General features: G+C 63.4%; 8 protein-coding genes and 1 tRNA gene. 2 read left to right on the top strand and 7 right to left on the bottom strand.

The window, feature by feature from the left end:
- Positions 1–21: 21 nt before the first annotated feature.
- The gene (locus tag ACOGXA_RS03185; protein WP_419925838.1) at positions 22–1,098 is read left to right on the top strand and encodes a Gfo/Idh/MocA family protein; all 1,077 of its coding nucleotides are present in this window, start codon (positions 22–24) and stop codon (positions 1,096–1,098) included.
- On the opposite strand, the gene ACOGXA_RS03180 is transcribed toward ACOGXA_RS03185, so the two are convergent.
- The 4 genes from ACOGXA_RS03180 to ACOGXA_RS03165 all read right to left on the bottom strand — a co-directional run bounded on the left by ACOGXA_RS03180 (position 1,088) and on the right by ACOGXA_RS03165 (position 6,677).
- Positions 1,088–2,080, bottom strand: a complete 993-nt coding sequence (locus tag ACOGXA_RS03180) for a carbohydrate ABC transporter permease (protein WP_419925837.1) — start codon at positions 2,078–2,080, stop codon at positions 1,088–1,090. The two genes, ACOGXA_RS03185 and ACOGXA_RS03180, sit on opposite strands and share 11 nt — an antisense overlap.
- A 9-nt stretch (positions 2,081–2,089) precedes the next feature.
- Positions 2,090–3,712 (bottom strand): carbohydrate ABC transporter permease, encoded by a 1,623-nt coding sequence (locus ACOGXA_RS03175; RefSeq protein ID WP_419925836.1) that lies wholly within the window; start codon positions 3,710–3,712, stop codon positions 2,090–2,092.
- 162 nt (positions 3,713–3,874) lie between these two features.
- On the bottom strand, positions 3,875–5,254 hold the full coding sequence (locus ACOGXA_RS03170) for an ABC transporter substrate-binding protein (RefSeq protein WP_419925835.1): 1,380 nt from the start codon (positions 5,252–5,254) through the stop codon (positions 3,875–3,877).
- Between the two features lie 100 nt (positions 5,255–5,354).
- The gene (locus tag ACOGXA_RS03165; protein ID WP_419925834.1) at positions 5,355–6,677 is read right to left on the bottom strand and encodes a DEAD/DEAH box helicase; all 1,323 of its coding nucleotides are present in this window, start codon (positions 6,675–6,677) and stop codon (positions 5,355–5,357) included.
- Between the two features lie 248 nt (positions 6,678–6,925).
- On the opposite strand from ACOGXA_RS03165, the gene ACOGXA_RS03160 reads away from it, so the two are divergent.
- Entirely contained in the window at positions 6,926–7,144 is a 219-nt protein-coding gene (locus ACOGXA_RS03160; protein WP_419925833.1) for a hypothetical protein, read from the top strand.
- A gap of 9 nt (positions 7,145–7,153) precedes the next feature.
- Here ACOGXA_RS03160 and ACOGXA_RS03155 read toward each other — a convergent pair whose 3' ends face one another.
- The 3 genes from ACOGXA_RS03155 to ACOGXA_RS03145 form a co-directional block, all read right to left on the bottom strand.
- Positions 7,154–11,308 carry an NACHT domain-containing protein gene (locus tag ACOGXA_RS03155; protein ID WP_419925832.1) on the bottom strand — a complete coding sequence of 1,385 codons (4,155 nt, stop codon included), beginning with the start codon at positions 11,306–11,308 and terminating at the stop codon, positions 7,154–7,156.
- Positions 11,305–12,582, bottom strand: coding sequence for an ATP-binding protein (locus ACOGXA_RS03150; protein ID WP_419925831.1), 1,278 nt, complete (start codon positions 12,580–12,582; stop codon positions 11,305–11,307). The genes ACOGXA_RS03155 and ACOGXA_RS03150 overlap by 4 nt, the downstream gene beginning before the upstream one ends.
- Positions 12,583–12,684: 102 nt before the next feature.
- A tRNA-Pro gene (locus tag ACOGXA_RS03145) sits at positions 12,685–12,762 on the bottom strand.
- Between the last annotated feature and the right edge of the window lie 12 nt (positions 12,763–12,774).

Below are 12,774 nucleotides of genomic sequence, written 5' to 3'. Positions count from 1 at the left end.
AGTGTCGTTCGAGGGGATGTGGTGATCCGTTACGGTGTGATTGGGACCGGCATGATGGGCCGGGAGCACATCGCCAACCTCTCCCGTCTGCCCGGCGCGGAAGTGACCGCGCTGGCCGATCCCCACCCCCCATCGCTCGAAGCGGCCGAGTCCCTGGCGCCCGGCGCCCGCCGTTTTTCCCACTGCCGCGACCTGCTGGCCGCCGACGCCTGCGACGCGGTGGTCATATGCACTCCCAACATGACCCATGTCGATGTGCTGGGCGACGTGTTGGGCACCGATCTCCACGTGCTGGTGGAGAAGCCGCTCTGCACCACCGTGGCCGACTGCCGGCGGGTGATCGACGCGGCCGCCGGCCATCGCGGGGTGATCCGGGTGGGTTTGGAGTACCGGTACATGGCGCCGTTCGCCCGGCTCATAGACGAGGTGCAGGCGGGCGCGGTGGGCCGGGTGCGGATGGTCTCGATGCGCGAGCACCGGTTCCCGTTCCTCTCCAAGGTGGGCGACTGGAACCGGTTTGGCGAGAACACCGGCGGGACGCTGGTGGAGAAGTGCTGCCACTTCTTCGACCTCATGAACCTGGTCATGCCTGGGCGGCCCGAGCGGGTGTTCGCCTCGGGGGGCCAGGCGGTCAACCATCTCGACGAGCGCTTCGGCGACCGCGTCCCCGACATCGACGACAACGCCTATGTGGTGGTCGACTACGACGACGGCGCCCGGGCGATGCTCGATCTGTGCATGTTCGCCGAGGCCACCCACAACCAGCAGGAGTTCGCGGTGGTCGGCGATGCCGGCAAGGCCGAGGCGCTTGTGCCCGAGCACATCGTGCGAATCGGGCGGCGGGGCCGGCACTCGATCGGCGATGTCGAGGTGGTGAAGACGCCGGTCGAGGCGCCCTATAGGGGGTTTCACCACGGGTCGAGCTTCGTGGAGCACCAGCGATTTCTGGAGGCCGTCGAAGCGGGCGACTGCGCCGATTCGAGGGCCCGATCGATTCAGGCGCTCGAAGCGGCCCTGTTGTGCGTGGCCATGGGTGTTGCGGGGCAGCAGTCGATGGCGACCGGGCTGCCCGTAGCCATCGCCGACATCAGCCCTTGACGGAGCCGGCGAGCAGTCCTCGGACGAAGTGGCGCTGAAGGCTGAAGAACACGATCAGCGGGACGACCATGATGACGAAAGCAGAGGCGAAGCGAAGCTGGAAGTTCGAGCCTCGCTCGCCCACCAGGTTGACCAGTGCCACCGTCATCGGCTCGTTGTCGGTGAGGAACACCGCGGCGATCAGGTAGTCGTTCCACGTCCACAGGAACTGGAACACGGCGAAGGCCGCCAGGGCGGGCCGGGCGAGGGGCACGACGAGGCGCCAGAAGATGGTGAGGTGGCCGGCGCCGTCGATGCGGGCGGCCTCGAACACCTCGCGGGGGAGCTGGCTGACGAAATTGTGCAGCAGCAGAACGGCCAGCGGCAGGCCGAAGGCGGTGTGGGTTATCCAGACCGCGGCCGCGGTGTTGGCCACGCCCACGTCGGGGATCAGCACGAATGTCCAATCCACTCCCGGAATGGTGAGCCGGGCCCCGTTGTTGAACATCTGGAGCAGCGGCACGAAGGCCATCTGGTTGGGCAGGGCGATCATGGAGACCAGGGCGATGAACAGCCAGTTGCGGCCCCTGAAGTCGATCCAGGCGAACCCGTAGGCGGCGAAGGCGGCGATGGCGATGGGGATGATGGTGGCCGGCACCACGATGGCCAGGGAGTTGAGGGCGAACTCCCACATGGACGGCTGCGCGGCGCTGTCCCGGAAGACGTCGCGGTAGTTCTGGAGGGTCAGGTTGTCGAGATCGTTCCACGACGTCCACCAGCCCGTGCTGTTTATGTCGGGCACTTTGCGGAACGACGAGATGAACAGCCCGAAGGTGGGCACCGTCCAGACCGCCACGATGAGCCACATCACCCAGCTTGGCGCGCTGGCCGCCAGCCGGCGGACACGCTGGCCGGTGGGCATGAGCGCAGTGTCGGCCGGGCTCACTTGGACTCCCGGCGCCGCCTGTTGGCCGGCCTCACTTGAGATCCTGCTTCGCTTCATCAGCCCGCATCACTTCAGCTCCGATTGCAGGCGGCGGATGTTGTAGATCATCACCGGCAGAACGAGGGCCAAAAGCACCACGGCGAACGCGCTGCTGGAGGTGAAGTTGCGGTCGCGGAGCTGGTCGAACATCTCGTTGGCCAGCACGTTGGTGCGGTTGGCGCCGTTGGTGGTGGCCTTGACCAGGTCGAACACCTTGGTGACGATGACCATGAGGGTGGTGACCACCACGATGATGGTGGGCCGGATCTGGGGGATGACCACCCGCCAGAAAACCTGGATCTCATTGGCCCCGTCCACTCGGGCGGCCTCGGTGAGCTCCTCGGGAACGGCTCGGATGGCAGCCGACAGAACGACCATGGCAAACCCGGTTTGGATCCACACCATGATGAACATGATCCAGAAGTTGTTCCACGGGATCATCGACGAGTTGATGAAGAAGCCCCGGGATTGGAAGCCGAGCCCCTGGAGGATGGCGTTGAGCAGACCGGTCTGGTTGCCGGTGGGCTGGACTTCGTAGATGAAGTCCCAGATCACCGCGGCGCCCACCATGGAGATGGCCATGGGCATGAAGATCAGGGTCTTGGCCACCCGCTCGCCCCGGGCCCGCTCGGCCAGAATGGCCAAGAGCAGCCCGAGCACGGTGGACAGCCCGGCCACGGTGACCACCCACCAGATGTTGTTCCACACCACCCCTTGAAGGGTGGAGAGCACGCCGAAAATGCCGGCCCCGATGGCCAGGGCCAGCATCAGCGAAGACGTCGGCGACCCCCAGTCGAGCTCCAGGTCGCCGCGGCGCAGCCGGACCGACAACCACCCCCCCAAGAGCACGGCGGCCACTGCCCCGACAATCACCAGCGTGACCCGGCTCGACACCAAAACGGTGAGCACGTCGACGATCTCCGACCGGTTCGGCTCGCGGACCAGCGATTCGACGAAGCCGAGCAGGGCCGCGACTCCGAGCAGGGCCGCGGCGAGGCCGAGGACGCGCATGGTTCTTTGGGCCAGCTTCCCCCGCAGCGGCCCGCCCACGATTCGCGATGCGCTGGCCCAGGCGGCAATGCCGGCTACCGCGGCAGCGGCCAAGGCGACGATGAAGAGGCGGCTGGTGAAGATCGAGCTCCATCCGTGGACGGAGAAGAACGTCCGGTCGGTGAAGATCTCCTCGTAGTACCGAAAGGTGAACCCGGCTTCTTGGCCCCGAGTCCCGTTCTTGAACGACAGAAACAGGGTTCGAAAGCCGGGGATCACCAAGCCGCCGGTGACGAACAACAGGGCCGGGCCCACGAAGACCCACGGTCTCAGCCGGGCCTCCAAACCGATGCGGCGATCCGGGCCGGGGACCAAGCCGCGCCCCGTTGCCATGCCCAGCGCCGCACCGGCGATTCCGCCGATGACGATCGCCAGCCAGCCTTCAGAAAACGGCCCACCGATGGCGGGGCCCCGGGGAACCCATCCATTGTGCTGGAGCACGGCGCCGGCGATCAGGCCCACCACAGCCCCGACGCAGGCCATGAAGGCGGGCCACCTGGTCAGAGCAGAGTCGACAGTGCGGTCGGCGCCGATGAAAAGCACCGCGGTGACAGCCAGCGCCCCGGCGACACTGAGCAGCATGGTGACGATCTGACCCATGGTTTCTACACCCTAGGCGGTTGACCAGCACCGCCGCGTGGGCGCGACATGGCCGGGGGTCAAATGACGCCGCGTGGGCGCGACATGGCCGGGGGCGAATAGGTCGCCCCCGGCCACGGTCGGAGTTGGTCAGCCGCTAGGGGCTGATGCGTTTGCCTGAGGCTATGGCCAGGCGTTCTCAGTGTCGTCGGCGAACTCCTGGGCGGTCTTGGATCCCGACACGTAGTCGGTGCCGGAGCGCCAGAACTCACCGGCGCCGACTTCACCGGGCATGAGGTCGGAAGCGTCGAACCGGAAGGGATTGGCGCTCACCAAGATGTTGGCCAGACCGCGGTCGAAGTCCGAGCTGTACAGCGAGGTGTCGTGCTCGCGGTTGGGCGACAAGAACCCGCCCTTGTCAGCGCTGATCCGGGCGTTGGCGTATTCGGCGGTGCCGATGTACTCCATTACTGCCAGGGTCTCGGGCTTGTCGGTGAAAGCCACCGCGTGGGTGCCCGCACCGAGCACGACGGTGCCGAACTCATCGCTGACCGTCGGCAGGTAGAACACGTTGATGTCACCGTTGGGGCCGAGCGAAGCGCCGATTTCGGTGTAGAAGGCTCCGGCGAAGCTTGCCTGGCGGTGCAGCACGCAGTCGCCGTCGGCGATCGGCAAGGAGGACTCCTTGAAGCCGGTGGCCGCGATCAGGTCGCGTCCTCCGAGCACGTTGCCCTCTTCGAACCAGATGTCGCCCACGAACTCGGCCACTTCGACCACTCGAGGATCATTGAACGGGATCTCGTGGGACACCCATTGGTCATAGACATCCGGACCCTGGAGGCGGAGCATCATGTCCTCCATCCAGTCGGTGAACACCCAGCCGGTGGCGTCGCCCGACCCGATGCCGATGCACCAGGGGGCCAGGCCGTCGGCTTTGATCTGCTCGGTCAGCGCCTCAAGCTCGGCCCACGTCGAGGGGATCTCGTAGCCGTTCTCGGCGAACAGCGGCGGGCTGTACCACACCAGGCTCTTCACATCGCCCTTGTTGGGAACGCCGTACACCTGTCCGCCGGTGGTGGCCAGGTCGAACCAGAACGGGTCGTAGGCGCCGCTGATGTTGTCGAGCAGCGACGGGGGCAGTGCCACGGCGTCGCCCGATTCCCCGAACTGGATGATCCGCCCCGGCTGGGGGATGATCACGATGTCGGGCGGGTTGCCGCCCTCCAGGGACAGGTTCAGCTCGGTGGTGGCGTCGCGAGTGCCGGAGTACTCCACGCTGATGCCGGTGCGGGCCTCGAACGGCTCGAAGCCGGCCAAGAAGCCCTCGGCCTCTGGGCCGGTTTCCGGGCCGAGGATGTTGACCACGGTGCCGGCCAGGCTCATCTCCTCTTCAGGCGCCTCTTCGGTGGGCATCGGCTCTTCTTCGGGCTCTTCCGCGGGAGCCGCGGTGGGAGCAGGCGTGGAAGCAGCCGGAGCATCGTCGTCGTTGCCGCACGCTGCGGCTACCAGGGCCATAGCGAACAGCACGGCGAACAGCGCGAGCAGTCTTGGTTTGAGTTTCATTTCTGGGATTCCCTCCGAATAAGCAAGCAATTGCTGGAAAACAACACGCTAACGCCCCTTTGGGCGTGGTCGCCAATAGGTCGGTTCCGATTCGGTTCCGCTATCGGGAGGAGGCGCCGCTTCGGGGCTTGCGCCGGGATCGATGTTGATTCCGGCCCTGCGGCTTGCGGTTGGATTTCTTTCCGCCGCGGTTGTTGGTTTGTCGGTCGGGCCGGTCGTGGCGCGCTTGATGGCTGCCGTTCGGCTTCCTGTCGGCGCGGTCGGCTGCGGGAGGCTGCGATGGCCTGCGACGACGGGGCGGCGCGGTGTTCCCGTCGATGGAATCGGGACTGGTGATGGGCTGGTTCAGGCCGAGCTGTCGTTGGATCTTCTGGGCGTCGGCGTGCTGGCCGGTTTGGACCAGCGACACCACCAGCCCGGTTTGGCCGGCGCGGGCGGTGCGACCCGAACGGTGCAGATACGCCTTGTGGTCCTCCGGTGGGTCGAAGTGGATGACGCATGCCACCGAGTCCACGTGGATCCCCCGAGCGGCGACGTCGGTGGCGACGAGGGCTTCGACCCGGCCGTCGGTGAACTCCTTGAGCGTTCGTGTGCGGCGATTCTGCGCGTGGCCGCCGTGGATGGCGGCGGCGTTAACCCCGCGCTGGGAGAGTTGGCGAGCCAGCCGATCGGATCCGTGGCGGGTCCGGCAGAACACGATCGCCGACCCCGCGGCTGCGATCACATCGACGCACGCGGCGACCCTCTCGGACTTCTCCACCGTCCAGAACCGGTGATCGGCTGAGAGGATGTCGGGCGTGGCGTCGCCCACCTCATGGGTGATCGGGCGATCCTGGTAGTGGCGGGTGAGCTTGGCCACATCATCGTCGAGGGTGGCTGAGAACATGACCGTCTGGCGCTGGGCTGCGGTTTGGTCGAGGATGCGGCGAACTGCGGGGAGAAACCCCATGTCGGCCATCCGGTCGGCCTCGTCGATAACCACCTGGTCGGCCTCGTGGAGGCTCACCGACTGTTGATCGATCAAGTCTTCAAGCCGGCCGGGGCAGGCCACCAAGATGTCGACCCCCCGCTGAAGCTGCTTGCGCTGATTGGTGTAGCCAACGCCCCCGTACACCGCGGCCACGGTGACCGGACCGGAGATCGAGCGCAGCTCTGATGCGATCTGCTCGGCGAGCTCGCGGGTGGGAGACAGGATCAGCGCCCGCGGCCGCCGGGGCCGGGCTTGGCCGACGTTGGCGATAAGCGGGATGCCGAAGGCGAGCGTCTTGCCCGACCCGGTGGGGGCTCGACCGCAGATGTCGCGGCCTTCCATGGCGTCGGCGATGACGGCGGATTGGATCTCGAACGGCTTGTGGATGCCGCTGCGCTCCAGCGCGCGGCAGATGGATTCGGGCACGCCCAACTGGGCGAATGTGGGGGGCATGGGGCTCCTCGCCCGCCTGTTGCGGGCACTCAGGCAATGGTTGGCGCCGGAAGTCGTTAGCGGGGCGCAACCCATCTTCGGGCAGCTTGCCCGGTATCGGAAGAGAGACTCGGAGGCGGCCCGCTTGGCAGAAATCTTCGGCCAAGTAGGCACAGGCTACCACCGCCTCCGGCAAAACCCTCATCTTTCCGCAACGCCCGGGGTACCCGGCCGACGGCGACGACCTCGGCACCTCGCGGTGGCAAGCTATGGCCGTGCCCTGGTGCGAGCCCTGCGACCGCTTCTGGAATCCCGGCTCGATAACCGCCGACGGTGCCTGCCCGACCTGCGGCGAAGCGGTGAAAGCCCCTACTGGCCAAGACACCCACGCCCGCCAAAAAGTCCCCTGGCACTTCTGGGTGGCCCTAGCCGCCGCCGCCATCTACCTGGGCTGGCGCGCCATCCAAGGCATCGCCCTGCTGTTTTGAGAAATCTGATTAATCGCCGGGCTTGGTGACATCGAGGACGAGGACGGAGATCTTGCGGGCTTCATCGGCGGTGAGGACTTGTTCGAGCCGTTTCTCTAGCTCCGCGGCAGTTGTAGGGCGGCGGCCTTGGGAGGGAGGAGTGGGTTTGCGGTCTTCACGGCCGAACCATAACGGCACATAGATGCCGTGCCCGTCAGTTGCCGGATCGGTGGTGTACTGGTCGATGAGCTGATCCCGAAGTCCGCTCCACAGCCGGTTGCTGTCGTCCTTCTTGAGTTCGATGGGAATGTTGAGATCGCCACAGGTCACGGTGATGTCAGCACGTTTGCTCGCGGCGTAGTTTCGCTCTGGCTCGGCCCTGACACCGGAAGGAAGTAGTACCCCCAATACTGTGAGGATTGCATCTCGGCAGGATTCTTCTGATTTCGATCTCGTCGGATAGCCGTGGGGATCTTCGTTCCAGAACTGACGCCATAGATTGCTGTTATCGCCTCGCAATTTAATGGCAATTTTGCAGAGATGCTCCCTAACCAGTGCGGCCAGATCAGCCGCGTTTGCAGGCAGGCCGTTGCTGAGAGTGTGCTGCACCTGCTCGATGCTGGGATGAACGTAGGAGGCATCTCCCAGGAGAGTTCTTTGGCATTCCATTGTTCGCCGAAGGAGGTTGTGCCACGCCGCTAGCTGGGGATTGTCCACCAGGATGCTCAATGCCTGTTGGGCCTCGTTGCCCGGCATGGACCCCAGCAACGAGATCAAACTTGCTATGCGATCGGATGCGTCCATTTCCAGGGTTACGAACCCGTTCACCATGAGCGGGGGATATAGCCGGCCCAGCATTTCGATGACGTCTTGCAGCAAGGACGGTTCAGAGCACTGGCCCATGACCGAGGAGCCAGGACGGTAATCTTCAGAGGCACCACGCAAGAACTCAGCCAGGTGTCTGGTTCGGTCGTAGTCGTCACCTACGAATTCTCGAAGTGGCTGTCGGTGCTCCTCAGGAGAAAGCAAGGCACCCACTGTTAGCCAACGGACCCGCTGGGCTTCGGTTGTGCTCTTGGCACCGAGCTTTTTGTCGACCAGTGCGGACAGCGCGGCGGTGTCAGGGTGTAGCAGTGCTTGTCCCAACAGCTGATCAAGCAAGGGATGCTGTTTGCTATGGGCTCGAACCGAAAGCGCTCTCAGCAATCTGATCCTTATGCTGTGGACTCGGCTGTCCAGACCGGCAACTCTGTCGAGGTCCACAAGGCCGGACGGGTAGACCTCTCCCGCTCTCAGCGTCGCGACGGCGCATTCGTAGAGAACATCGAGAACCAGATCGGGACTCTGGTGCAGCCAGACGTCGTGGCACTGGCTAGTAGCCTGCTGTCTGGACGTATCAGCTACGCAGTAGCGGATGGCCAAGGCCTTACGCTTTTGGGCATCGCTGAGGGCTTCTAGGCGAGGTGGACCGTCGGCTTGAAACAGATCCATGCTGGCAAGAACGGGAAAGGCCAGATAGTGGTGCCGGGACTCGGAGTGAAGCGAGATTGTCCTGTCGACGTCGGGCAAGTCTTCCCTGAACACCGCCGTCCGAAGTGCCTCTAGGACAGCAACCACTAGCGAGGCATCGCCGCCGACAAACTTGCTTATGCGTTCCTGAGGCAACGCTCGCTCTTCAACATTGATGAACAGGGCGAAATAGACCTTGGCCAAAGTGTCCAGGATGCGTGGGGCGGCCCGGTTCTCGCGCAATTCGACTTCGATGGAGCGCAGGTGAGCTTGCCAATCTGCTACCTGTTGGCGCTTCTCAGCGCCGTGCTCGGCCAACCGATCATCTAGTTCGCGCTTCCACTCGCTGGCCTCGTCGACTGGTGGTGGCGGATTGCAAAGCTGGTCGAATCGGTCTGCCAAGATGTCGAATTCTTTGGTTCGGCCATCCAAGAATTCAAGTGTCAGACCCTCGCTGATCGATGGATCATCCAACGAACGGTAAGACTGCCTGAGAAGTTCTTGGGCCGCAAGCGGTTCAGCATCAACGAGCTCCACCGCCTTCTCCAAGCACCACACCCCAAAATCGGCAGGAGGCTTGCTCCGATGCAGGGCATTGCAGTTCCAGTATTCGTAGATTTCGAAGCGCTCGTTTGACTCATGTCGCTTTATCCAAGTCAAGAAGACCGACTTCTGGACTTGAGGGCGAGCCTCCAACCAAGTCCTTATCCGCTGAACCGCCTCCTCGCCAACAGCTCGCAGTCTCTGAGAGCGCCTTGGGGCGTAAAGCCAGTCGTAGAGTTGCGAGGAGTCAAGACCATCACCCCACGTCTCCAGGCCCCGGTCCAGCAGCAAGAAGCAAAGATCCTCGAAACGGGACCGCTCCAACGCAGCCAACAGTTGAGAACTGTTTTCGCAAAAGGAACCAAGCAATTCGGCGATGTGGCGGTCGGAGGACTGCTCCAAGAGGTCGAAGCGCCAAAATCGGGCGAAGTAGCCGAAGTAGTTAGGCCGATTTCGGGGTGTGACGTACCTCCATACTTCAGAAGGGGGTACCCAGGTGGGGTAGAGATGCCGTAGCAGGTAACCCCGAAGGCCGTCATCTGGGTCTGATATCTGTCGATTGTGGACTTCTTCAAGAAGGCCAAGTAGGACATCTGCCTTGGCATCTCCTTCGGGAGTGATGCGGAGATAAGCCTTCAGGGCGGATTCCCTGACGTGTGGCGGCCATGTGGGATTTCTCAGGATCGCCATTAGGACGGGCTCCAGATCAGCCAGAAACGGCAATTCCGGGCCATCAGCCTCCGAGAGCACCCGCAGGATGAATTCCATGATGCGGTCTTGTTGGTACCCAGACTCTAGGCCACTGATGAGCTCGCCAATGGAGTTAGCCATGTCGGCTGAGGCCAACGACCGGAAAGCCGAAGCAGTGTTGTCCCCAAATCCCTCGACTCTTCCGTCTCGCCCTTCGTGACCGAACAGGGACCCTTGCGCGGCGAAGGTAGCCAGTGACTCCAGCAGGGACTCTCTCTCGCCAGTGGAGAAAATCCCAATGTCCCCGTAGAGGCCGACACCCACGGGATCGGCGTCGATGAGCAATTGGCGTGCGCCGGGGGAGTGGGCCGCGAGCCAAGCGGACAGACCCCTCAGCGGGGTTACCACTCGGCCATCACTGGGGCTGGTCATCAGCGCCACCACCCTTGAAGCTGGCAGTCCGTCGGTGACGAGCTTGGCCAGATGCCGGCCTGCCAAGTACTCAGCAACGTGACGGTGGAGTGGGCTGAGGCACTGTCCATCCCCACCAGTGAACATCGTCGTCTTGAGCGCTCGCTCCAAGCATTCCCGGGTCAGTGGAGCAGGGGGGCCGCTGAGTCTGTCGAGATGCACACAAGGGTCGAGTTCGGCGATAGGGACCGACGAAAAGCCTGCTACATCGGCCAAAAGGTACAAGGCAGACAGGTACCCGGCGCCGTCCAGAACAGACTCTGTTTGTACAGAGCCAGCGCCAACGAGGTGTTCCGGGTTCTGTTCTTCGGCCATCTTTTGGCACGCCAACTCAAACGTGTCCGTCCGGCTCTTCGGCCAAGCGTTGCCCAGGTCAACTGCATCGGCAAGCAGCTTTAGCGTCAGCGGGTTGCCCAGCAGCGCTCCTAGTCCTTGATCCCTGGCCTCTTCGATGAATTCCTCAGCCCTGCTGTTGCCGAGTCCACGCGACCGCAGAAGGTCGGCTGCTACTTCGTCGCTCAACGGGTCAAGGCGAAGCACAGTGATCTGCGAGTCAGGACTAACGTCTTCCAGGTTCTGGCGGTCATTCAATCCGAGCCAGTCTGCTTCGCGGCAGGAGATGCGGAATTTGGGTCTCTTTAGCAGGCCCAGTTTGCCGATGATCTGGTCAACAGGAGTCCGCAAGTCGGTGGTGCCAGCGCGCCTCTCATCGAGTCCGTCGACAAACAGGGTCTTTCCCAGCCACTCGGGATGCGCCTCCAGTGGGTCTCTGATGAACTTCCTGGCGCTCAAATACTCAGCGGCTTCGCCGAGGCGCTCAGCTTCCTCTTTGAACTCGGTGGTTTTGCCTGAGCCGGGATCGCCGAGCAGCACATAGGCGTCTCTGTCTCTGAACGTGCTGATCGGTTGTGAGGCTTCGGCCGAATCGGCCAGGCCCACTTCGGTGCAAGTACGGGCGACGTAGGTGCTCATGTCGAATCGAACCAATGGTCGGGGGGCACAGACAGGAACTCGTGGAGGGGCACGCCGGCATCTCCGACGACGATGGCGTTCTTGGGCTGGAACCGGCGTTGGAACTCAGTCAGACCTCTGGTTTCAGCAAAGGCTTGGCCGCTCTTGACCTCGATGCCGACGAGATTGGATCCGCGCTCTAAAACGAAGTCGACCTCGAAATTCTGGTCTCGCCAATACTTGACCTCGGTCCTCGTCGAGGCGGCGTTCAGGAGATGGGCACCGACGCTGCTCTCCACCAGTCGACCCCAGTAGGTGCGATCAGCCTGGGCTTCGTCGAAGCTGAGGCCGCAGACCGCGGACATCAGTGCGGTGTTGAATACGTTGAGCTTGGGCGTCGGGGATTTGGCCGATGTCAGGCGGTTGGCATGTTTGGGCAGCCCCGCGAGCATGCCGACGCGAGACAGCAAGTCGAGGTACCGCGTGAGGGTGGTGGTGTTGCCTGCTTCTTGAAGGTGGCCCATCAGCTTGGTATACGACACCTCCTGGCCCGAGTAGCGCGCTCCGAGTTCGAACAGCCGCTTGAGCAACTCCGGCTTGTCCACCCTGACCATGGAAAGAACGTCGCGCTCAATGTTGGGTCCGATGAATGCGCTTCGTACGTAGTCGCACCAACGGTTGGTCTCGGCGATCCTGGCCGCGGCCCCGGGGTAGCCGCCGAAGTAGATGTACTCGTCCAAGCTGAGGTCGAATGCCGCTGACATCTCCGAGTATGACCAGTGGGTGAACCGGATGGGTTCGAATCGCCCGGCCAGGCTCTCGGTCAAACCGGCCTGCATCAAGAGCGGAGCCGAACCGAGGAGCACCACGTGAAGAGGGCAGCCATTCCAGCGGTCTTCATCCCAGAGTTTCTTGACAAGGCTCGACCAGCGGTCGATCCGCTGAACCTCATCCAAGACGAGGACGAACCCGGCAGGCGAGTGCTCGGCCTGTTGGCGACAGTGCTCCCAGGCCTCGATGAGCTGCCGCTCATCAGCCTGAGGCGCCTCGGAGGTCACGCTCTCCGTTTGTCCTGTCGACGACGGAAGGCTCTCTCCGGGCGGCGAGCGCTCCAAGGCCTCCATTTGCGGTTCGATTGACACGTACCAGGATTCCTGGTCGATAGAAGCAAGCGCTTGGCGCACCGCCGTCGTCTTGCCGCTCTGGCGGGGGCCGAAAATCGCTATCAGGACATTCGGTTGCTCTGCCAGCCTCTCGATGAGAGTGGCGACCTGCGCCCGGCGAAATTCGGCCATAGCGGTAGGATACCAGGTTGATTTACTCACTCAATCGAAATTACTCAAGTGAATAATCAAATCAGCGGACACCATCGGTGCCGAGGCTGATCCTGCCACTAGTGGTCGGGCTGCCGGGATTTGAACCCGGGACCTTCGGTCCCCCAGACCGACGCGCTAACCAAGCTGCGCCACAGCCCGTAAGGCAGCGAG

Source organism: Candidatus Poriferisocius sp. (assembly GCF_965208475.1).
Lineage (GTDB): Bacteria > Actinomycetota > Acidimicrobiia > Acidimicrobiales > Bin134 > Poriferisocius.
This window is presented reverse-complemented; position numbering and strand designations above follow the sequence as displayed.

Coding starts and splice junctions, on each gene's coding strand:
- ACOGXA_RS03180 (WP_419925837.1), bottom strand. CDS start 2,080: ATGAAGCGAAGCAGGATCTCAAGTGAGGCCGGCCAACAGGCGGCGCCG.
- ACOGXA_RS03175 (WP_419925836.1), bottom strand. CDS start 3,712: ATGGGTCAGATCGTCACCATGCTGCTCAGTGTCGCCGGGGCGCTGGCT.
- ACOGXA_RS03170 (WP_419925835.1), bottom strand. CDS start 5,254: ATGAAACTCAAACCAAGACTGCTCGCGCTGTTCGCCGTGCTGTTCGCT.
- ACOGXA_RS03165 (WP_419925834.1), bottom strand. CDS start 6,677: ATGCCCCCCACATTCGCCCAGTTGGGCGTGCCCGAATCCATCTGCCGC.
- ACOGXA_RS03160 (WP_419925833.1), top strand. CDS start 6,926: ATGGCCGTGCCCTGGTGCGAGCCCTGCGACCGCTTCTGGAATCCCGGC.
- ACOGXA_RS03155 (WP_419925832.1), bottom strand. CDS start 11,308: ATGAGCACCTACGTCGCCCGTACTTGCACCGAAGTGGGCCTGGCCGAT.
- ACOGXA_RS03150 (WP_419925831.1), bottom strand. CDS start 12,582: ATGGCCGAATTTCGCCGGGCGCAGGTCGCCACTCTCATCGAGAGGCTG.